Genomic DNA, 21350 nt, shown 5'->3' on the forward strand with positions numbered 1-21350 from the left:
TGTTGTGTTGCTGATCGGGTCAATCCGCGACCCGGACGCTCAGGGTGTTGGCCATTCGGTTGCCCACCCCGGCGCTCTGATTCAACTGGATCACGCCACGGCTGCCGGTGAAGGCCTGGTCACTGGTCGTGACCTGGCGACTGCCGGGTGTGTGATCAGTTGCGTCGGAGCTGTTGGCCAGCGAGACGTTCTGCTGGCTGAGAATGCTGTCGTCGATGCTCTGTGCAATTGCGCTGATGCTGATGCGCACCGCGTTGGCCTGCTGCGTGGCGGCGCCCGCCGATTGGTTGATGCCCAGCATGCCGTTGCCGTTGCTGAAGGCATTGCCAGTGATGCTGGCGTGGGCGTCGAGCGCACTGTTGGCGCGAAAGTCGCTGCGTTGGCGGATCTGCGTGCTGGCCTGGCCTTCGGTGCCGATGGCGATGGCTTTCACGTTGGCCTGTTGCAGGGCGTCACCCGCGGCCTGGTTGATGTTGAGGTTGCCCTGGTAGGCGCGGCCACTGGCGTCGAGGGTGGCGTTGTCGACCACAGGGGAGCCGGCGAAGACGCTGGCGCTGCAGCCCAGGGCCAGGCACAGCAGAGAGAGATTGAGGGTCTGCATGATCATTGGCCCCGGGTCAGGATCTGCAGCGGCGCCATGCCGCGCTGAACGTTCTGGTTGACCGTGTTGGAGATGCTGTTGGCGCCGGACGCCCCGGCACCGGAACCGCCGGGCATGCCGGGCAATTGCGACTGGGCGGTGCCCATGCCGCGCAGGTTGCCGGAGTTGTCGGGCTGGAAGATGCGGCTGACGGTCGAGCCGCTGGCGACGCTGGCGAAGTCGCCATCGGTCAGTTCGTTGTTGGTCTGGGCCTGGATGCGTGCCGACTCGTTGGTGTTGGCGGTGGTCGGGTAGGGGTCTGGCGTGCCGGTTCGGCGATCAGCCTGACGCGGCTGGACATCGCGATTGAGGACGATCACCCCGTTGCCGCCAGCGAAGACCGGCGGCGCAATCGATGTGGCGGCAAGGCAAGCCAGAACGAGCAGTGCAGGCAGTGTGTTGTGCTGGTTCCCCACGGCGGTGCTCCCTTTCTGTGCGCTGGCCCTTGAGCGTTGCCAGAACAGGGAGCGAAAGCCGTGCCGGTTTTGCTTTTTGCCGATTTATCAGTGGGTTGTGCGAGTGGGGTGGCAGTGCCGGTTTTCTGCTGTATCAGCGTTGATACAAGGTGCCGGGTCGTCGCCCGTCAAGGGCCGAAGCACGGGCGATCTGGCGGGGTGCGGAGGGGGTGTATCAGCGCTGTGACAGTTCCCCCGAAAGTGTGGGGAAGGCCCCGGCAATAGGGGTTTGATGGCGAGTGGGTGTATCAGTGAGTTAACAGTCCGGTCGTGCTGAGGGGCCGGGCTGGGCTCACCCCATGAGCTCGGCCACCGCCGCCAGCGCGTCATCCCGGCGCTGCTGCCAGTCCCCGTCAATCACCCGCAGTGGCTGGCGATGCTGTTGTAGCCAGTGCAGGCTGTCACCGAAGAACGCCTGGCGCTCCTCAAGCCGCGGCTGGCAGCGCTGGCCATCGCCAATCCATTCCACACCCTCGGGACTGAGCAGCAGGTGCAGGTCGTAGTGCCTGGCCAGCAGCGCTTGTTCCAGCCATGCAGGGCAGTCGCCGAATAACACGCGACTCCACAACATGTTGCTCAGCAGGTGGGTATCGAGGATCAGCAGCGAAGGCGAGGCTGCCCGCGCCTCGTCCTCCCAGGCCAGTTGCCCGCGGGCGATGGCCGGGATGTCGGCGTAACAGGTATCGCGCTGCTCGGTGTCGATGAAATGGCGTACGTATTCGCCGACGGTGATGCCACCGAAACGGTGCTGGATCTCGCCACTGAGCCAGCTCTTGCCACTGGATTCAGGGCCGCACAGGACCAGGACCTTCATGCGCCGGCCAGCGCCGGATCGCGCCGCCACTCCAGCCAACCGCGCACGGCGATCAGGGTGAACAGGGCGTACAACGCGGCGGTCAGGTACAAGCCCTTGTACAGGAACAGTCCGACGAAGATCACATCGACCACGAACCACAACGCCCAGCATTGCAGGCGTTTTTGTGCCATCCACACCTGCGCGACCAGACTGAACCCGGTCAGCGCTGCATCCAGCCAGGGTTGGGCGGCGTCGGTCCAGTGGGCCATGGCGGCCCCCAGGGCGGCGCTCGCCAGCAGGCCCAAGCCCAGTCCGCGCAGCACCGTGGCGGTGTCCAGGCGTGATACCCGGCGCGCGTCCTCGACGCGGTCCGGCCGCGTCCATTGCCACCAGCCATAGAGGTTGAGCACGGCATAGACCACTTGCAGGAGCATGTCCGAATACAGCTTCACGTCGTAGAAGATCCAGCTGTAGAGCAGCACCATCACCAGGCCGATCGGCCAGCACCAGATGTTCTGCCTGACCGTGAGCCAGACGGCGATGACGCCGAGCGCGGCGGCGAAGAGTTCGAGGCCGGACATCGGCGATCCTTCGGAGGGGAAAGGGCGCGATTGTAGCTTGAGGGCAGGGGAAGGTGAATCTCTACAACAAGGGGCGCCGTAGCGCCCCCTGGAGGTCAGACCCTGAATTGACGCAGCAACTGCTCGAGCTCCTCGCTCAGGCGGGCCAGGGCGACACCGGCATCGCTGGATTGGCGCGCCGCCTCGGCGGTCTGTTGCGAAAGGCCCGCGGTGTCGAGCACGTTGCGGTTGATTTCCTCGACCACATGGGACTGCTGCAGGGTGGCGCTGGCGATCGAGGTGTTCAGCGCTGCCAGGGTATGCAGTGCCTGTTCGATGGCCGCAAGGCTGGTGCCGGCTTCGCGGGCCTGTTCGACGGTCTGGCGCGATGCTTCGCTACTGGTGTCGATGGCCCGGACGGCGGCATCCGACTGGCCCTGCAGATGCTCGATCATGGTCTGGATCTCGGCAGTGGACTGCGCCGTGCGCTGGGCCAGTAGACGTACCTCGTCGGCGACTACGGCAAAGCCGCGGCCCTGCTCGCCAGCGCGGGCGGCCTCGATGGCGGCGTTGAGGGCCAGCAGGTTGGTCTGCTCGGCGATCGAGCGGATCACTTCCAGTACGCCACCAATCTTGGTGCTGTGCCCGGCCAGGTCGCGGATCACCCCCTGGGCCTGATCGATGGTCGCCGACAACCGGTCGATCTGCTGCAGGCTGCCATGGATCGCCTGCTGGCCCTGACCGACCTGCTGCTGCGCGGCGCGCATTTCCACGGCCGCCTGCTCGGCATTCTTCGCTACATCCTGCACCGCGTAGGTGACCTCGTTGACCGCCGTGGCCACCTGGTCCATCTGCAGCGATTGCTGGGCACTGCGCTGCTGGGCGCTGCCGGCGTTGTCGCCGACGTGCCCGGCAGACTGGGCCAGGGCATGGGCTGTGCCCTGCAACTGGCCGACCACGCCCTGCAGCTTGCCGTTGAAGCGGTTGAAGTACTCGCCCAGGTGGGTGATTTCGTCGCGTCCGTGGGTGTCCAGCCGGCGGGTCAGGTCGCTCTCGCCACTGGCGATGTTGCCCATGGCCTGCACCGCCTCGTGCAGCGGACGGGCGATGCTGCGGGCGATCAGCCACACCACCAGCCCCATCACCAGGGCAATGACCAGCCCGACCAGCGAGGCCTCGCGGACCTGGCGGGCGAATTCGTCCTGGACGTCGTCGACGTAGACCCCCGAGCCGATGATCCAGCCCCAGGGTTTGAACAGTTCTATATAGGAGGTCTTGGCCACCGGCTCGCTGGCGCCGGGCTTGGGCCAGCGGTAGTTGACCGGACCTGCGCCCTGGGCCTTGGCCAGGGTCACCATCTCGTTGAACACGGCAAAGCCGTCAGGATCGCGGATCGCCGACAGGTCCTGGCCATCGAGCTTGGCGTTGACCGGATGCATGACCATCTTCGGTTGCAGGTCGTTGATCCAGAAATAGTCATCCTTGTCGTAGCGCAGGCTTCGCACCACCTGCAGCGCCTGCTGCTGGGCGCTTTGCCGATCGAGGCTGCCGGCGGCCTCCAGCCCCTGGTAGTAGGCGAGCACGCCCACGGCAGTCTCGACCACGTGCTGGGTCTTCTGCGCCTTGGCCTGGTACAGGTCGCCATGGATCTGGCGCAGCATCAGCAGCCCCAGGACCAACAGCATGGCGACGGCCACGAGCAGGATCAGCCACAGACGACGGCTGATCGACATCGATCTCAAGGTCTTCATCAAAAGGTCACTCCATGTCTTGTTCTTTTTATATGAGCAGCATCCAACCATGACCGGATGCCGGCAACCCAGTCGACCAACGGCTAAGTGCCGGGCTCGACAATCCATGTTGCATCCCGCGCAAGCCTTCGTGCGGGGCCTCTGATAGGATTTCGGCCGCGCAAGATGAAACCTTTAGCCGCGGCGCACTTTTTTGCTGGTGTTGTGACTAACGAAGGCTGTAAAACACGCGTCGCCGCGCGTGCGGTGAATATTTGTAATCGAAAAGAACTAGGGTGCTGCCAGGAGCAGTGTCCATTGGGGGAGTTGATGGATTTTTGGAGTGCCTTCCAGGCAATCATCCTGGGTATCGTCGAGGGCTTGACCGAGTTCCTGCCGATTTCCAGTACCGGCCACCAGATCATCGTGGCCGACCTGATCGATTTTGGCGGTGAGCGCGCGATGGCGTTCAACATCATCATTCAGCTGGGCGCGATCCTGGCGGTGGTGTGGGAGTTTCGCAGCAAGATTTTCGAAGTGGTATTCGGCCTGTCGAGCCAGCCCAGGGCGCGGCGCTTCACGGCCAACCTGCTGATCGCCTTCCTGCCGGCGGTAGTGCTTGGCGTACTGTTCGCCGACCTGATCCACGAGTACCTGTTCAACCCGATCACCGTGGCGGTGGCGTTGGTGGTCGGTGGCTTCATCATGCTCTGGGCCGAGCGCCGCGATCACCGTATCGAGGTCGACCATGTCGATGACATGCGCTGGTCCCATGCCCTGAAGGTTGGCCTGGTGCAGTGCCTGGCGATGATCCCGGGGACCTCGCGTTCGGGCTCGACCATCATCGGCGGCCTGCTGTTCGGCCTGTCGCGCAAGGCCGCGACCGAGTTCTCGTTCTTCCTGGCGATGCCGACCATGGTCGGTGCCGCGGTGTATTCGGGCTACAAGTACCGCGACCTGTTCCAGCCGGCCGACCTGCCGGTGTTCGCCATCGGCTTCGTGGTGTCGTTCATCTTCGCCATGATCGCGGTGCGTGCGTTGCTCAAGTTCATCGCCAACCACAGCTACGCGGTCTTTGCCTGGTACCGCATTGCCTTCGGCCTGCTGATCCTGGCGACCTGGCAGTTCGGCTGGGTTGACTGGGCCACGGCGCACGGCTGATGGCACGTGGGCAAAGTGCCGGGCGGCGCGACGCTGGCCAGGCAGGCGAGGGCGTGCGCAACCTGCGCCTGAAGTTGCTGGTGCTGCTGGTCTTGTGCCTGCTACCGGGCGTGGGGGTAGCGCAGATGGCCTGGAGCGGCCAGTCCTGGCTGCCCCTGGCGCTGTATCCGGCGGCCAGCCTGATCTGCCTGTTGTTGTACTGGCAGGACAAGCGACAGGCCCGCACCCAGGCCTGGCGCACGCCCGAGAAAATCCTCCACGCCAGCGAGCTGCTCGGTGGGTGGCCGGGGGCCTTGCTGGCGCAGCAACTGTTCCGGCACAAGACCCGCAAGCTGTCGTACCAGATGGTGTTCTGGGCAATCGTCGCGTTGCACCAGGTGTTCTGGCTGGATCGGCTGGTGCTGGGTGGGCGCTGGCTGGGATTGATGGGCTGAGCGAGCGCCGCGCAATCCTCAGTCCGCCAACAAGCCCACCTGCAAGCGCTTGGGCAAGCGTCGCACCACCAGCTGGTGCGAACGCTGCAGCAGATCGGTCAACTCCCCCCGGCCCATGGGGTAGGGAGGCAGCATGCTGATCCAGCGCGCCCTCGCCAGATAAGGCGCCGGCCGTACGCCGGGACGGTCGCAATAACCGAGAAACAGCTCGTCGGCGACCTTGAACATCAAGCCTGCTCCCGGCAGGTCAAGCACGGCGAACATCTTGTTGCCGGCCACCGAGAACACCCGGATGCCGCCCCATTTGTAATCCTCCCGCGCGCCGGGCAGGCTCAGGCAGAACGCTGCCACCTGCTCGGGGCTCATGCGTCGTTCAGACATAACGCTCTCCACAGATCTCGAACGAGGCCGCCAGGTGATCGATCCATACCCGCACTGCAGGCAACACACCCCGTCGGTGCGGATACACTGCCTGCAGGTAACCCCCTGGCAGTGACCACTCCGGCAGCAGGTGCACCAGTTCACCGCGTTCCAGTTCTTCTTCGCAATAGTTGCTTGGCAGGGCGGTAAAGCCCAGGCCTGCACGGGCCGAGGCCTTGCGCACAACGAAGTCATCGATGGTCAGGCGCGGTTCCAGGGCGATCTCCTGCTCCTCACCGCCAGGCCCGATGAGGCGAAAGTGCACCAGGCGATCGGCATCCGCCGCTCCCAGCACCGGCAGCCCCACCAATTGCGACGGGTGCTCGAGCCCGTCGGCGAATCCAGGTGCTGCCACCAGGTACATCTGCGCCTGGCGCAGGCGGCGGGTGGCCAGGGCCGGGTCCTCGTCCCCCAGGTCGCGCACCCGCAGCGCCACATCGATACCTTCGGCGATCAGGTCGACACGGCGATTGAGCAGCACCATCTCCAGTTGGACCAGCGGGTACTGGGCGAGAAAGCGGCTGATGATGTCGGGTAAAAAGGCATGTGCCAGGGCTACCGGGCTAGATACCCGCAGGCGCCCACGCGGCTCGCTGGTCATGCTGGCGACGGCTTCGTCGGCCATCTCGGCCTCCAGCAGCATGGCCTGGCAGTGGTGCAGGTAACGTTCACCGACGGCGGTCAGCTTCAGTTGCCGGGTCGTGCGCTGCAGCAGGCGCGTGCCCAGGCGCTCCTCGAGTTCCGCGATACGCCGCGACAGGCGCGACTTGGGGATGCCCAACTGGCGCCCGGCGGCGGCGAAGCCACCGGCCTCGACCACTCGGGCGAAGTAGAAGAGGTCGTTGAGGTCTTGCATATGGATCTCTCACTGTTCCATCAGTGGAACAAACTAACGCATTTTTGCCGACTAATCAGCTATTCGTCGCCTGTGTAGGATTCTCTCCATCGTGATCGCCCACCGCCGCGGTCTTCATTCACAGGAGAGTCCCATGAAACTGTTGCACATCGATTCGAGCATCCTGGGCGACAATTCCGCCTCCCGCCAGCTGAGCCGCGAAGTGGTCGATGCCTGGAAGGCCGCCGATCCTAGCGTCGAAGTCATCTACCGCGACCTCGCTGCCGATGCCATCAGCCACTTCTCGGCCGCGACCCTGGTTGCCGCCGGCACCCCCGAAGAAGCCCGTGACGCCGCCCTGGCCCACGAAGCCCGCCTGAGTGCCGAAACCCTGGCCGAATTCCTCGCCGCCGACGCCGTGGTCATCGGTGCTCCGATGTACAACTTCACCGTGCCCACGCAGCTCAAGGCCTGGATCGATCGCGTCGCCGTCGCCGGTCAGACCTTCCGCTACACCGAAGCGGGCCCGGAAGGCCTGTGCGGCGACAAGAAAGTCGTGCTGGTGTCCACTGCCGGTGGCCTGCACCAGGGCCAGCCAAGCGGTGTCGGCCATGAAGACTTCCTCAAGGTGTTCCTGGGCTTCATCGGCATCACCGACCTGGAAATCGTCCGCGCCCACGGCCTGGCGTATGGCCCTGAGCATCGCAGCAAGGCCATCGACGCTGCCCAGGCGCAGATTGCCAACGAGCTGTTCGCCGCAGCCTGATCCGAACCCCGAAAAGCCGGCTGTCGCCTTGTGCGACAGCCGGCTTTTTCATGGATGTTTCATCTGTCGTCCATCGCGTAGCTTCTATGCTTATGCTACTCGTCCGCCTCGAGGGGAGAGACGCTCGCGATGAAAACCCGTGCCCTGTTGACGTTGCTCCTGCTCGGCGGCCTGCTGGCCCGTGCCGAGGCTTCACCTTGGGTGGCCGGCCTGCATCGCCTCACGCTTGCCGACCCGGTGGACGCCCAGCCCATGCAGGCCCTGGTGTTCTATCCCAGCAGCAGCCCGGCGCGGCCTACGCGCATCGAAGGCTACACCCTGCGGGTGGCCGAAGAGGCGCCGGTCGCCATGGGCCAGTTCCCGCTGCTGGTGGTGTCCCATGGCAATACCGGCACCCCGGTGGCGTTGCACGACCTGGCGACCTCGCTGGCCCGCCAGGGCTTCGTGGTGGTGGCCGTCACCCACCCGGGCGACAACCTTCGCGACCACAGTCGGCTGGGCAAGCTCAGCAACCTCTACGGCCGCCCCTTGCAGGTCAGCGCCGCGATCACCGCGGCGCGTGCGGATCACCTGCTCAGCCCCTACCTCAGCCAGGGCAAGGTTGGCGTGATCGGCTACTCGGCAGGCGGGGAGACCGCATTGATCCTGTCGGGCGCCCAGCCAGACCTTGAGCGACTGCGCAACTATTGCCTGGAACGGCCGATGGATGCCGATGCCTGCAAGACCCATGGCGTGTTGATCGCCGACCGCAGCGAGTTGACCCCGCAGTCCGACCCGCGTGTCGGTGCGGTGATGCTGATGGCGCCATTGAGCCTGATGTTTGGCCGCCATGCCCTGGCCGGCGTGCATGTGCCCGCACTGATCTACAGCGGCGACCAGGACCAGTTGCTTGCAGTCGACCGCAACGCCAGCGCCCTGGCGCGCAAGTTGCCGGTCACGCCCGACTACCGTCTGTTGTCTGGCGCTGGGCATTTCGTGTTCATGGCACCCTGCGACGACGAACAGCGCCAGCGCATGGCGGTGTTGTGCAAGGATGCCGACGGCATCGACCGTCGCCAGGTGCACCGGGGCCTGCAGAGCGAGGCTGCGGCGTTTTTCAGCCAGGCGCTGGGAGCCCCGGAGCCCGCCGAGCGCTCAGCGGCGGTCGGCGCGGCGGGCCAGCAGCAGGACCAGGCCCACCCCTGACAGTGCCAGCAGCGCTGCCACGCAGAAGATCGACGCGTACCCCAGGTGCACGGCTACCGCGCCCATTACCGGGCCGGCCAGGCCCAATGCCAGGTCGAAGAACACCGCGTAGGCCCCGAGCCCCGCGCCCCGGCTGGCGCTGGGCACCTGCCTGATCGCCTCTACGCCCAGCGCCGGATATACCAGCGACAAGCCAAAGCCGGTGAGCCCCGCCCCAACCAAAGCCCATCCCGGTGCAGGCGCCAGCCACAGCAGGGTCAGCCCCAGCACTTCGGTGGCCATGCACGCGATCGCCACGTTATAGCCGCCGAAGCGGTTGACCGCGTTGACGAACAACAGCCGCGAGACGATGAAGCACAGGCCGAAGGCGCTCAGGCACCAGGCCGCGCCAACCCAGCCTTGCTCCAGGTAGTAGAGGGTGACGAAGGTGGTCAGGGTGCCGTAGCCGATCGACGCCAGTGTCAGCCCCATGCCGCAGGGTGCAACGCGGCCGAAGGCGGACCAGAAGGGCAGGCGCTCACCGCGCACCACTACTACGTCCGGGCGGCCGCGCAGCACCCACAGGGCCAGCAGCGCCATCACCAGCAAGGCCGGGCCGAGGGCGACGAAGCTCAGTTGGCCGACCATCACCACCCCGGCGGGCGCGCCGATGGCGATGGCGCCGTAGGAGGCGATGCCATTCCAGGAGATCACCCGCGCGGTGTGTTCGGCACCGACCTGGCCGATGCCCCAGCTCAGCGTGGCGACGCCGATCAGGCCTTGGGCGACCCCCAGCAGCACACGCCCGGCCAGCAGCAACGCCAGGCTCAGCGAGGGCAGGGCGAGGGACCAGGCCGACAGCAGGGTCAGCACGCCGCAACCGGCAATGCCATACAGCCCGTAGCGAATCGCCTGCTTGCCGCCCAGGCTATCGGCCACGCGACCGGCGAAGGGCCTGCTGAGCAAGGTGGCAAGGTACTGCAAGCCGATGGTCAGGCCAGCGATTACCGCACCCATGCCCAATTGGTCGTGTACATGGCCGGGCAGCACCGCGATGGGCAGGCCGATGCACAGGAAGGCGACGAAGGTGTAGAAGACGATCGAAAGGATCTGCAGGGTCAGGGCGGTGGTGCTGACAGGCGTTGGGGCTGGGGCGGTCATGGCGGTGTTCGCGGGCGGGCGGTGCAGCAATCATGGCTGGCTCAAGGGATAAAAGAAAGCAGCCTAACGATTTTTCCACACGATTCCTGTGCTTGAACCGGTGCCTGAACCGGCGTACCGTCTCCTTCCGTTTCCGCCAAGGAGTGCTCCATGCAAGGCAAGGCCCGCAAGGTCGTCCAGGCCATTCTCTACGAAGTCATCGCCGTGGCGTGCGTGGCGCCTGCGCTGTCGCTGATGTTCGACGCCGGCATGGCCCATTCGACGATACTTTCGATCCTGATGTCGGGTATCGCCATGAGCTGGAACATGGGCTACAACTGGGCCTTCGAGCGCTGGGAAGCACGCCAGGCGCAGCGTACCCGTACCTGGTTCCGCCGCTTGCTGCATGCGCTGGGCTTCGAGGGTGGGCTGGTGCTGATCCTGCTGCCGCTGGTGGCGTTCTGGCTGGATATCAGCCTGTGGAGCGCGTTGCTCACCAACCTGGCCCTGTTCGTGTTCTTCTTCGTCTATGCCTTCGTCTTCCAGTGGGGCTTTGACAAGGTCTTCGACGTGCCGCTGTCGGCACAGCAACAGGCGCGCTGCTGAATGTTGACTTCCTACGGTTTGGCGGGATAAGTTCCTACACCATGAATACCTACTCGCCTGTGCGCACCTTCGGCCTGATTATTATTACCGCCATTATCGGATTGGCGGGCTAGCGCGCACTGGCACCGAAACCCGCCCTGGAGGCGGGTTTTTTCTTCTCGACTCCTGGGCATCTGCAAACCCCAGGAGTCATCGATGAGCAATCTGAGCGTCAGCCCCCGTACCCCCGTCACGCCCCAGCAGCTGCTGTCGGAGCAGGTGCGGCGCATTCTTGCGGCGCCCGTGTACGACCTGGCCATCGAAACCCCGCTGCAGGCGGCCCCGGCGCTGTCCACCAGCCTCGGCAACCAGGTGTTGCTCAAGCGCGAAGACCTGCAACCGACCTTCTCGTTCAAGATCCGCGGTGCCTATACCCGGCTGTCGCGCCTGTCCCAGGTCCAGCGCGAGCGTGGCGTGATCACCGCTTCCGCCGGCAACCATGCCCAGGGCGTGGCGCTGGCCGCAGCGCACCTGGGCATGACGGCGACCATCGTCATGCCCACCACCACCCCTGAACTGAAGATCGCCGGTGTGCGCTCGCGCGGCGGCAACGTGGTGCTGCATGGCGAAAGCTTCCCCCATGCCTTGGCCCATGCGCTGCAACTGGCCGACCGCCAGGGCGCGACGTTCGTGCCGCCGTTCGACGATCCCGACGTGATCGCCGGGCAGGGCACCGTGGCCATGGAGATCCTGCGCCAGCACCCGGGCGCCCTGGATGCGATCTTCGTCCCGGTCGGTGGCGGAGGTTTGATCGCGGGGATCGCCGCCTACGTGAAGTACTTGCGTCCGCAGGTCAAGGTGATCGGTGTCGAGCCCGAGGACTCCAACTGCCTGCAGGCCGCGCTGGCCGCTGGCGAGCGAGTGGTACTGGCGCAGGTCGGCACCTTTGCCGACGGCGTGGCGGTGGCCCAGGTCGGTGCCCATTGCTTCGAGTTGTGCCGGCATTTCGTCGATGAAGTGATCACCGTCAGCAGCGATGAGCTGTGCGCGGCGATCAAGGACATCTACGACGATACCCGCTCGATCACCGAACCATCCGGCGCGCTGGCCGTGGCCGGGATCAAGAAGTACGTGGCGCGAGACGGCGTTCGTGGGCAGACCCTGGTCGCCATCGACTCCGGGGCCAACATCAATTTCGACCGCTTGCGCCATGTGGCCGAGCGTGCCGAGCTCGGCGAGCAGCGTGAGGCGGTGATCGCGGTCACCATCCCTGAGCGGCCGGGGAGCTTTCGCGCTTTCTGCCAGGCCCTGGGCAAGCGCCAGGTGACCGAGTTCAACTACCGCTACCACCCTGGCAAGGAAGCCCGGCTGTTCGTCGGCGTGCAAACCCATCCGCAGCACGACCCGCGCGAGGGCCTGCTGGACAGCTTGCGGGCGCAGGGCTATGAGGTACTCGACCTGACCGACAACGAACTGGCCAAGCTGCATGTGCGCCACACTGTCGGCGGCCATGCTGCGCCGAGCGCCGACGAGCGGGTGCTGCGCTTCGAGTTCCCCGAACGCCCAGGTGCGTTGCTGGGCTTTCTCGAGCGCCTGGGCCAGAACTGGAACATCAGCCTGTTCCACTACCGTAACCATGGCGCTGCCGAGGCACGGGTATTCGCTGCGCTGGAGGTGCCAGCCGACGAGCAGGCCCTCATGCCCCAGGCGCTGCAGGCCATGGGTTATCGCTATTGGGATGAGACGGACAATCCGGCGTATCGGTTGTTTCTGGGGTAAACGAGTGCCGCTCATCGCGGATTGCCTGCGATGTCGACCGTTCAGTCACGGCGGCTTGCCCTGGATCAACATTCGTCCAGCAGTTAGGGCAGATCCTCGAGGGTAGACAGACAACAACCTGAGAGGATCTCGGCCATGAGCAGCACCTTCTTCATTCCACCCGTCAACATCATGGGCCTCGATTGCCTGGACGAAGCCATGGCGGCGATTGCCGGCTACGGCTTGCGCAAGGCGTTGATCGTGACTGACGAAGGCCTGTCCAGGGCCGGGGTCGCCAAGCGTATCGCCGGGCTACTGGCCGAGCGCGACATCGACTCGGCGATCTTCGACGGCGCCAAGCCCAACCCGAGCATCGCCAACGTCGAGGCGGGCCTGGCACTGTTGCAGCGCGAACGCTGCGACTGTGTGATCTCGCTCGGTGGCGGCTCGCCCCATGACTGCGCCAAGGGCATCGCCCTGTGCGCAACCAACGGCGGGCATATTCGCGACTACGAAGGCGTGGACCGTTCGGCCAAGCCGCAATTGCCGCTGATCGCCATCAACACCACGACCGGTACGGCCAGCGAGATGACCCGTTTCTGCATCATCACCGACGAATCGCGCCACGTGAAAATGGCCATCGTCGACCGCAATGTCACGCCAATCCTGTCGGTCAACGACCCGGCACTGATGGTCGGCATGCCCAAGGGCCTGACCGCCGCCACCGGCATGGATGCGCTGACCCACGCTATCGAGGCGTATGTCTCCACGGCCGCCAACCCGATCACCGACGCCTGTGCACTCAAGGCCATCACGTTGATCAACGACAACCTGCGCCAGGCGGTTGCCGACGGCCAGGACTTGCAAGCCCGGGAGAACATGGCGTACGCCCAGTTCCTCGCCGGCATGGCCTTCAACAATGCTTCGCTGGGTTATGTGCATGCCATGGCGCATCAGCTCGGTGGCTACTACGACCTGCCGCATGGGGTCTGCAACGCGGTGTTGCTGCCGCATGTGCAGCGCTTCAATGCCCAGGTCAGCGCTGCGCGTCTGCGCGATGTGGCAAAGGCCATGGGCGTGAAGGTGTGTGGGCTGACGGCAGAGCAGGGCGCGGGGGCGGCGATTTCGGCGATCGAGCATCTGGCCGTGGCGGTAGGGATCCCTTCCGGCCTGGCAGAGCTGGGGGCCAAGCGCGAAGATGTGCCGGTGTTGGCGGCCAATGCGTTGAAGGATGCCTGTGGGCTGACCAATCCGCGCACTGCCAGCCAGGGGGAGATCGAAGCGATTTTCGAGGCGGCGTTCTAGTTGACTCAAGGAACAGACGGCCTTGGCAAGCAGCACAAGGCCGTGCTTCAGCGCTCACGCATGAAGAACCCCGCCACGTACTTGCGGAAGGTTTCCGGGCTCTTGAAGTCTGCGTAGCGCTTGAAGTTTTCCGTGTCGGGCTCCGGGCCGAGCGGCTTTTCCAGCAGCGACACCGACAGCACGCGGTCCTGGTCGGAAGTCAGTACCAGCTCGTCCATCACCTCGCCGCCGATCACCGGGCGGCGCATCAGCACTTTGACCCCCTTGCCCGCCATCCAGTCGATCAGCGAGACCAGGGCTTTCAGCGGTTCGCGCTCCTCGTCACGGTATACCGGGAACAAGTGAGCACGTGAGAGCACCGGTACGCTGGCGACATGGATCAGTTCGTAGTAGTGGCTGCCGGCAGTGGCGGGCGAGTACAGCGCCAAGGCCAGCAGCGGGCCGCCGGTCTTGCTGCCACCCCAGAGCAAGTGATGGCCCTGGAAGTCGAAACCGTCCTCGCTGCGGGCATTGAGCAGCTTGCGCCCCTTGATCTGCTCGACGCAGTCCAGCAACAGACCGTGGCGGCGGTGGTTGCCGAATACGGTGGATTCACGCAGGCGCGCCTTGAGCATCATCATGTGCTTCATGTCCAGGCGCGTTTCCAGGTAGTTGCTCGCCGGGACCCGCTCGAGCAGCGGATAGCGGCCAGCGACGCCGCGCAGTTCGGCGAACTGCGCGGTCAGGTCCTTTTTCAGGTGCGTGGCGTAGACGTTCAGGCCGCTGGCCTCGATCCAGGTCAGCAGCAGCGACAGCAGGCGCTGTTGCTCGCGGCGCTCCCCGGCCTCACCGCCGATTCCGTTACCCGTGGTGGCGCGGTGGAAGTCGCCGAGCAGACGCAGCGGCGTGTCTGGTGGCAGCCAGGCGGCGGGCGGCGATACGTCCTCGCTGCGCTCCATGGCTTCGCGCTCGTCCTTGGTGAAAGGGCAGCCGGGAGCATGCTCCGGGGTGTCGGGGTTATTGCGCAGGAACAAGGTGCCAGTGTTGCCGTTGAGGCTGACATTGAGCACCGGCAGGGCATCCTTGCGGCAATCGCAGGCCAGCCATTGGTTGGCGCTGCGCACCTTCATCAGCCACTGGTTGGCTTGCAGCAGGCGCGGGCCAACCAGCGTGGCACTGGCAAACCCGGCCAGCAGTTCTTCTTCGGCCGGGGTGAGGGTGCGCACCTGCGCGCCGTTCTTTTCGATGATTCGCATTCAATAGCAGCTCCGAGCTACAAGCCTCAAGCTTCAAGCAAAGCCGCGGCGCTTTCAACTTCAAGCGTGCGGCTTGCGACTCGTCGCCTGTTCAGTTGCCGCCGAACAGCTTGGCTGCGCGGGCGTGGATCTCTTCGGGGCTCAGGTCTTCCTTGTGGGTCGACACGAACCAGAGGTTGCCGAACGGGTCTTTCAAGGTACCGCTGCGATCGCCGTAGAACTGGTCCTGCACCTCTCGCAGTGGCGTGGCGCCGGCAGCGACGGCCTGGGCATAGACCTTGTCGCAGTCCTCGACATACAGGTGCAAGCCGATGGCAGCCCCTGGCAGCGACTGGCTGGCGGTGAGGCCACCGTCCATGTCGCAGGGGTCGGCGAGCATCAGCGAGGAGTCGCCGATTTTCAGCTCGGCATGACCGACGCGACCGTCGGGGCCGTCGAGGCGAAACATCTCGACGGCGCCAAAGGCTTGCTTGTAGAAGGCGATGGCCTTGGCGGCATCCTTGATACCCAGGTAGGGCGTGATGTTGTGCTGGCCTTCGGGGATGGGTTTGGCTGGCATTGCGCATACCTCCTGTGGAAGGTGGTCATTCGTCGAAACTGTATATTTGTACAGTTTCGACGAATGCGCAAATGCCGTTTTCCGATTAGGCGGCCGCTGGCTAGAAGATGTAGTCGGTGGTCAGGAAGCTGGACTGGCGATTGCGGATGATCTCGCTGATCAGCGTCTTGTTGGACTCTTGGAACTTGGTGGCCACCAGGGTACGGATCGAGAATACCCGCAGCGCGTCATGCACCGACAAGGTCCCTTCGGCGCTGTTCTTGCGGCCGTTGAACGGATAGGTGTCCGGGCCGCGCTGGCACTGGGCGTTGAGGTTGATGCGCCCGACCTGGTTGGCGAAGGTGTCGACCAACGCACCGACGGTCTGCGGGTCGTTGCCGAACAGGCTCAGTTGCTGGCCGTAGTCGGAGTCGAGCACATAGTCGATCACCGTCTGCAGGTCGCGGTAGGGCACCACCGGCACCAGCGGGCCGAACTGCTCTTCGTGATAGACGCGCATCGACGGCGCCACCGGGTACAGCAGGGCGGGGTAGAAGAACGACCCCCGGCTCTGGCCGCCCCCCGGGTTGAGGATCTTCGCGCCGTGCGCCTGCGCGTCGGCGACCAGGCCATCGAGGTAGTCGACCTTGCCCGGCTCCGGCAGCGGCGTCAGTGCAACGCCGGGCTCCCAGGGCATGCCTGGCTTGAGTGCCGCAAGCTTGCGCTGGAATTTTTCGAGGAACGGCTCGACCACATCCTCGTGCACGAACAGGATCTTCAGTGCCGTGCAGCGCTGGCCGTTGAACGACAGGGCGCCGGTCAAGGCTTCATCGACGGCGTTGTCCAGGTGCACCTCGGGCAGCACGATCCCCGGATTCTTGGCATCCAGGCCCAGCGCCGCCCGCAGTCGATGGGGGCGCGGATGGAGCTTTTTCAGGTCGCTGGCGGCCTTGTGCGTGCCGATGAAGGCGAACACATCGACCTTGCCGCTGGCCATCAGCGCGCTGACCGTCTCGCGGCCGCGACCATAGATGACGTTGATCACCCCTGGCGGGAAGCTGTCGCGGAAGGCTTCGAGCAGCGGACGGATCAGCAGCACACCGAACTTGGCCGGCTTGAACACCACGGTGTTGCCCATGATCAGCGCCGGGATCAACGTGGTGAAGGTCTCGTTGAGCGGATAGTTGTACGGTCCCATGCACAGCGCCACGCCCAGTGGTGCGCGGCGGATCTGGCCGAGTGTGCCCTGTTCCAGCTCGAAGCGGCTGGAGCGGCGGTCCAGGTCCTTGAGGGCGTTGATGGTATCGACGATGTAGTCGCAGGTGCGGTCGAACTCCTTTTCCGAGTCCTTGAGGTTCTTGCCGATCTCCCACATCAGCAGCTTGACCACGGCGCTGCGTTGTTCGCGCATGCGCGCCAGGAAGGCTTCGACATGCTGGATACGTTCGGCCACACGCATGTTCGGCCACACGCCGCGGCCCTTGTCGTAGGCTTGCACCGCGGCATCGAGGGCGGTGAGGGCGGTGTCGGCGTCGAGCAGCGGCGCGCTGCCGAGGATGACCTGGCGTTCCTGATCGCCCTCCTTGAGCCACACCGGGCTGCGCACCGTGGCCAGCGGCCCGTCCCAGCGCCTGAGCTGCCCTGCCACCAGATAGTCGCGTTGCTCCAGTGGCTCTCCCAGGCGCCAGGCCTCGGGGATGTCTTCTGGGGTGGGAAACAGCGAATCGAGCAGACGGTCCATGGGTACTGCACCTCACTTTTAGCTGATCAGGTGAAACGCTTCAGCCGAGCATGCACCTGCAGTCGGAAATATTCCAGTCTGGTTGAAGTGCGATGATTCGCCATCGCCAAGCCGTTGGCGCCCGACAGGCGCCGACGGGTGGCCACGGTGTTTACTCTTCCGGTGACGGCGGCTCAGGCGACTCGGCGAGCTCGGCTTCGGGCGCCGGTGGGAAAGGCAGTTCCAGCAACTGCTCGGCCCCCGCGGCAATCGCTTGCTCGCCCAATACCGCGTCTTGATCCATCAGGTGAAGGCGTCGCCAGATTTCCGTGAGGTTCGCCTCGGGGGCCGCATTGAACTGATCATCCTCGATCAGCGTCCTCAGGTCCCTGCGGTACTGGAGGGGCAGGCGATTCCAGACGCTGAAGTCTTCGTCGCTGGCCGTGGACAGCAGGGCTTCGTATTCATGCTCGGCGACCATCAGGTCTACGCCGAAACGCACGTAGTAGGCATTGATCTGCGCAATCATGCCGTCGTCCATGTGTTGGCTTTCCAGCCGCATGACCATAGCGAGCGGACGCGGCAGAGGTTGCGGCTGTGGCAGTTCGGTGAAACGGTTTTCGCCCAGATTGACGATGTGCGGGTTGCGCATGTTCGCCAGGCCAGCGGGCATTTCGCTCAGTCCGCAATTGCCGAGCAGCAGCGATTCCAGGTTGGGCAGGGCTTCCAGAGCAGGGCTTGTCTGCAGCGGATTGTTGGTGAGGTCCAGGGTCCTGAGGTTGACCATCTGGTTCAGCCTTTGTTGTGCCTGTTCGTTCCAGATCAGGTTGTTTTCCTCCAGATCCAGCAGGCGTAGCGTTTGCGGGTTGCGCAGTTGCGGAAAGTGTTGCAGCGAGCACGCTTCCAGGCTCAGCGTGTGCAGATTGGGCAGGCGTTCGAGCAACGAAGCGGGAAGGGTGCTGATTTGCGGGTTGCGGGCCAGGTCAAGAAGCTGGACATGCGGGAAGTGGTGGGGTAGTTCCAGGCTGGCGAGGTCGGCGTCGGTGAGATCGAGGTCGGCCAGCTCCAGTGAAAACAGCCACTGTTCGCCCAGCGCTTGTCGACTCATGCCGCGCCAGCTGTTCAGCAGTCGCGTCATGGCCTGGGTTCGGGCAGGTGAGCCCTCGGCCCAGGCAGCGAAGTTGGCCGTCACTACTTGATACTGCGCGTTCAGGGACGCCACAGCCTGATCCGGGCTCACTCCTTGCTCGCGACTCGCGGCAAAGAAGGCTTCGACGCCTTCGTCGTTCATGGCGGGGTAGATCTGCTGCACCTGGCGGTAAAGCGCCCGGTCGATCGGTTCGGGAGGTGGCGCAGGGACGACTGCCGGCTCAGGCTCGATCCCGGGTGCAGGGTTCGGATCCATCGGCGTTCCTCCACGAAGCCCCTGTTGCCTTAACCAGGCGAAGTCGCCGAATGGGCGCAGTTGCCGGGCCCAGGCCTGGCGGTCGGCGTCGACCAGGGCTGTCAGGCGCGCTCGCAGGCTGTCACCGGTGCTGGCCTCAAGCGCCAGCGCCGCACGCTCATTGGCTGACAGTATTTTCACCGCAGCCTGGCACAGATCGGCAGTGGCGGGTGTGGGGGCGGGCCGCTCGCCCAGATAGGGCTCGTACCCCTGAGCAGACTTGGTGATGACCCGCATGCGCGTAGCGTAGCGGCTGCCAGCTACGGCAAGGGTAGGCCCATGGGGGCTGTCTGCGCGCAGCTCGATGCGCACATCCTGTGGCCAGCCTTTCAGCGCGGTCATGGCTTTGAGCGCAAGGCGTTCGCTGTGCGCGCTGGCCAGCTCGGGCAGGTACAGGCCTTCGAGGCCGCGGACAACTGGCAACTGCGCCTCAAGGCCCTGCGCAAGTCTGGCCAGGCGTGCGGGAAGGACCTGACCTGTGCTCCAGGCCGCTTGTTCGGTCGTGGTCATCGAGCCGAGCAGGCGCCTGCACAATGGCGCACCGAGTCTGGGGTAGTCCTGCAGCATCCGCGCTTCGTCGACATGGGCCGGCACACTGGCCTCGTAGCTTTCGGCGAACAGCCTGTCACGCTCGGCGGCGCTCGCTGTCGGATAGTTTTGCGCGATCTGACGTTGCACGCGCAGGCGTGCCAAGGTGTCGGCCAGCAGCGGTGGGGTCTTGGCGTGGGTCAGGTGTACCTGGCGCAGTTGTGCTTCGTCCATGCCGCTGATGCGTGCTGCCTGCTCCAGTTGCGCCGGGGTGAAGGCTTCGAGACGGTTGTCCAGGCGCCTCACCAGTGTCGCCAGTGACCAGTCGCGTGGTTGTTCGTGCTCGGCGCGCCAGGCGCCTTCGTCATTGTGCTCCAGCAGCGGTTGGTAGGCCTCAGGTTCATCAGGATGAACGAGTCGCCAGCGCTGCAGCTGTGCGTCGAAGCGCCGCAGATATCGGTGGCCGTCCATGTGCAAGGACTCCGGTGTGGCCTCGGAGGCCTGGACACGGTAGGGCGTCAGGTCGCCGCGCCAGAGGCGTTGGCTGCCATCGGTGCGGGTGATCGGATCGAGGCTCTCGAGCAACGGTGTGCGGGTAAGCGTGCGTACTACCTGTCCGCCGACATACAGCCCGGCGATCACTGCCAGGTTGAGGCCTACCACTTTCAGGTGCTGGAACGCCTCGTCGCGATCACCGACCTCCCAGGCCTCGTAGCCTTCGTAGACCTCATGCAGCAGTTGGCAGGCCGTTACCGCGACCATCAGTACGCCCACTGCGGGGATGAACATGCCGATGGTCATCAGGGCATTCAAGCCCAGGCTTTCCCACATCTGCAGGCGCTTCTTGCGCGCCTGTTCGTCGGCTTGGGCCGTGGGCACGGCGAACAGCATTGCCTCGGCCTTGAGCCAGGCGAGATGGTCGGTGTACAGGAAGTCGAACAGCGGCCCTTCGATATCGTGCCGCTCCAGGTGCAGATCGGCGCCATCAGGCGGTGTCCAGGTCTGCTCATAGCCTGCGTGCGCATCGCTGCTGAGGTTCTGCCGGGCACGATCGAGGAACTGCAGGCGTTCTTCGCTGGCGATCAGCGCCAGGCAGTGTTTGCGAAAGGCGGGGTCGCAAAGGTCGGTCTGCAATTGCACCACCAGCGCCTGATCACTGCTGAAGACACGGACGGCGGCTTCCTGACCTGGGAGATACAGCAGTCGACCGACGTCACCGGCGTCGATCAGCAGGGCCTCGTGCAGCGTCACGCCGAACAGTTGCAACCGTTGGCAAGGCAGGGCCGATCCGTCATCGAGCAGCTGCTGGATGCAATCCCGTGCGTCGCCGCCGATCCGATGCTGCAGCCGCGCCAGGTCTGCCGCCAGTTGCAGGTTGCTTTGGTAGAGCCTGATCGCGGCGGGGCGGACATCGGGCGGGCTGAACCTGGCTTGCAGGTGTTCCTGGTAGCGCTGGCCCAGGTCGAGATTGCGGCAGGTGCTGGCGAAGGCTTCGGGTGAAAGCGGCAACGCCTTGATGCTGAAGGCTTTGGAGGCCAGTGGGTAGGGCACTCGGGTTTCGCTGTCACCGAGGGTGGTGGTGCCCGTCACCGTGATGTCGGTGATCTCGGTATCACCCTTCAGGGCCAGTGCGCTCTTGATGTTGAAACTGATGCCATCGGCGAAGTTGTGCAGGGCAGCCTCAAGCAATGTGCGTCGCTCGTAGGTGCTCACGTAGACCTCATGGGTGTAACGGTCATGCACATGGATCAGTTCCGATGTGCGCAGCGGGGCCTGGAACCCGTGCTCGGCTTTCAATTGCGCGGCGAGCAGTGGCTCGGCGAATTCGTCGATCTGCTGGAGGCCCTTGAGCGTCCGGGCCAGGCGCTGCTGCGCCGTGGCCAACTGCGCCTCGCTGGCCAGCACGGCCTCACGCAGTTCGGGCAAGGCGTTTTCGAAGTCGTCGGCGTGTTGCCCTGGCAGGCCCTGCAGAGGCAGCGCGCTGGCGCGCAGGGTTTGCCATTGTTCTTCACTGAGTCTTGACGCCCATGAAGGCAAGCGCTGGGTGATGAGGTTCTGGTGGGTGGAGGGGAGAGTTGAAGGCATGGCTGTCGCTCCTGTTGTGGAACGCAACAGCAGGCGCCATCGATGGCTGAT

Annotated in this window: 19 protein-coding genes and 1 pseudogene; 7 read left to right on the forward strand and 13 right to left on the reverse strand. The window is 64.8% G+C overall.

Annotation, left to right across the window (positions count from 1 at the left end):
• Positions 1-19: 19 nt before the first annotated feature.
• From ACMGGG_RS09005 to ACMGGG_RS09030, 6 genes and pseudogenes are all read right to left on the reverse strand, one after another.
• Entirely contained in the window at positions 20-601 is a 582-nt protein-coding gene (locus tag ACMGGG_RS09005) for a hypothetical protein (protein WP_063546709.1), read from the reverse strand.
• A 2-nt stretch (positions 602-603) separates the two neighbouring features.
• Positions 604-1056: a hypothetical protein gene (locus ACMGGG_RS09010; protein ID WP_063544474.1), complete on the reverse strand. Its 453-nt coding sequence runs from the start codon at positions 1054-1056 to the stop codon at positions 604-606.
• Positions 1057-1387: 331 nt separating this feature from the next.
• Entirely contained in the window at positions 1388-1909 is a 522-nt protein-coding gene (locus ACMGGG_RS09015; RefSeq protein ID WP_414155306.1) for an AAA family ATPase, read from the reverse strand.
• Complete coding sequence (pnuC, locus tag ACMGGG_RS09020) at positions 1906-2472, reverse strand: nicotinamide riboside transporter PnuC (RefSeq protein ID WP_054893933.1); 567 nt, start codon at positions 2470-2472, stop codon at positions 1906-1908. The genes ACMGGG_RS09015 and pnuC overlap by 4 nt, the downstream gene beginning before the upstream one ends.
• Before the next feature lie 95 nt (positions 2473-2567).
• The gene (locus ACMGGG_RS09025) at positions 2568-3302 is read right to left on the reverse strand and encodes a methyl-accepting chemotaxis protein (protein ID WP_370671098.1); all 735 of its coding nucleotides are present in this window, start codon (positions 3300-3302) and stop codon (positions 2568-2570) included.
• A 138-nt stretch (positions 3303-3440) separates the two neighbouring features.
• Positions 3441-4310 (reverse strand): annotated as a pseudogene (locus ACMGGG_RS09030) (cache domain-containing protein); the annotation flags it as partial.
• Positions 4311-4511: 201 nt separating this feature from the next.
• Here ACMGGG_RS09030 and ACMGGG_RS09035 point away from each other — a divergent pair.
• Together ACMGGG_RS09035 and ACMGGG_RS09040 are read left to right on the forward strand one after the other, a co-directional pair.
• The gene (locus tag ACMGGG_RS09035; RefSeq protein WP_054893935.1) at positions 4512-5342 is read left to right on the forward strand and encodes an undecaprenyl-diphosphate phosphatase; all 831 of its coding nucleotides are present in this window, start codon (positions 4512-4514) and stop codon (positions 5340-5342) included.
• Positions 5342-5776: a DUF1294 domain-containing protein gene (locus tag ACMGGG_RS09040; RefSeq protein ID WP_054893936.1), complete on the forward strand. Its 435-nt coding sequence runs from the start codon at positions 5342-5344 to the stop codon at positions 5774-5776. The genes ACMGGG_RS09035 and ACMGGG_RS09040 overlap by 1 nt, the downstream gene beginning before the upstream one ends.
• 18 nt (positions 5777-5794) lie before the next feature.
• On the opposite strand, the gene ACMGGG_RS09045 is transcribed toward ACMGGG_RS09040, so the two are convergent.
• The gene (locus ACMGGG_RS09045; protein ID WP_414155307.1) at positions 5795-6157 is read right to left on the reverse strand and encodes an MmcQ/YjbR family DNA-binding protein; all 363 of its coding nucleotides are present in this window, start codon (positions 6155-6157) and stop codon (positions 5795-5797) included.
• Complete coding sequence (locus ACMGGG_RS09050) at positions 6150-7052, reverse strand: LysR substrate-binding domain-containing protein (RefSeq protein WP_414155308.1); 903 nt, start codon at positions 7050-7052, stop codon at positions 6150-6152. Before ACMGGG_RS09050 ends, ACMGGG_RS09045 begins: the two co-directional genes overlap by 8 nt.
• 133 nt (positions 7053-7185) lie before the next feature.
• Between ACMGGG_RS09050 and ACMGGG_RS09055 the strand changes: the two genes are divergently transcribed.
• Both ACMGGG_RS09055 and ACMGGG_RS09060 read left to right on the forward strand, forming a co-directional pair.
• Positions 7186-7797, forward strand: a complete 612-nt coding sequence (locus ACMGGG_RS09055) for an FMN-dependent NADH-azoreductase (RefSeq protein ID WP_054893939.1) — start codon at positions 7186-7188, stop codon at positions 7795-7797.
• Between the two features lie 129 nt (positions 7798-7926).
• On the forward strand, positions 7927-8982 hold the full coding sequence (locus tag ACMGGG_RS09060) for an alpha/beta hydrolase family protein (RefSeq protein ID WP_065863475.1): 1056 nt from the start codon (positions 7927-7929) through the stop codon (positions 8980-8982).
• Here ACMGGG_RS09060 and ACMGGG_RS09065 read toward each other — a convergent pair.
• Complete coding sequence (locus ACMGGG_RS09065) at positions 8932-10122, reverse strand: MFS transporter (RefSeq protein ID WP_063544484.1); 1191 nt, start codon at positions 10120-10122, stop codon at positions 8932-8934. The genes ACMGGG_RS09060 and ACMGGG_RS09065 overlap by 51 nt on opposite strands.
• 150 nt (positions 10123-10272) lie before the next feature.
• On the opposite strand from ACMGGG_RS09065, the gene ACMGGG_RS09070 reads away from it, so the two are divergent.
• The 3 genes from ACMGGG_RS09070 to yiaY all read left to right on the forward strand — a co-directional run bounded on the left by ACMGGG_RS09070 (position 10273) and on the right by yiaY (position 13749).
• A complete protein-coding gene (locus ACMGGG_RS09070; protein WP_054893942.1) occupies positions 10273-10707 on the forward strand; it encodes a PACE efflux transporter in 435 nt (144 codons plus the stop codon).
• Positions 10708-10902: 195 nt separating this feature from the next.
• Positions 10903-12465 (forward strand): threonine ammonia-lyase, biosynthetic, encoded by a 1563-nt coding sequence (gene ilvA / locus ACMGGG_RS09075; protein ID WP_414155309.1) that lies wholly within the window; start codon positions 10903-10905, stop codon positions 12463-12465.
• Positions 12466-12600: 135 nt separating this feature from the next.
• On the forward strand, positions 12601-13749 hold the full coding sequence (gene yiaY, locus ACMGGG_RS09080) for an L-threonine dehydrogenase (RefSeq protein ID WP_414155867.1): 1149 nt from the start codon (positions 12601-12603) through the stop codon (positions 13747-13749).
• Between the two features lie 47 nt (positions 13750-13796).
• Here yiaY and ACMGGG_RS09085 read toward each other — a convergent pair whose 3' ends face one another.
• From ACMGGG_RS09085 to ACMGGG_RS09100, 4 genes are all read right to left on the reverse strand, one after another.
• Positions 13797-14984, reverse strand: a complete 1188-nt coding sequence (locus ACMGGG_RS09085; protein WP_112898014.1) for a hypothetical protein — start codon at positions 14982-14984, stop codon at positions 13797-13799.
• A gap of 91 nt (positions 14985-15075) precedes the next feature.
• Positions 15076-15543 (reverse strand): VOC family protein, encoded by a 468-nt coding sequence (locus ACMGGG_RS09090; RefSeq protein ID WP_414155311.1) that lies wholly within the window; start codon positions 15541-15543, stop codon positions 15076-15078.
• A 100-nt stretch (positions 15544-15643) separates the two neighbouring features.
• Complete coding sequence (locus ACMGGG_RS09095) at positions 15644-17263, reverse strand: NADP-dependent glyceraldehyde-3-phosphate dehydrogenase (RefSeq protein ID WP_414155312.1); 1620 nt, start codon at positions 17261-17263, stop codon at positions 15644-15646.
• A gap of 151 nt (positions 17264-17414) precedes the next feature.
• The gene (locus ACMGGG_RS09100; RefSeq protein ID WP_414155313.1) at positions 17415-21299 is read right to left on the reverse strand and encodes a dermonecrotic toxin domain-containing protein; all 3885 of its coding nucleotides are present in this window, start codon (positions 21297-21299) and stop codon (positions 17415-17417) included.
• Between the last annotated feature and the right edge of the window lie 51 nt (positions 21300-21350).

This window comes from Pseudomonas sp. BNK-44-b, from assembly GCF_047456245.1.
Classification (GTDB): domain Bacteria; phylum Pseudomonadota; class Gammaproteobacteria; order Pseudomonadales; family Pseudomonadaceae; genus Aquipseudomonas; species Aquipseudomonas machongensis.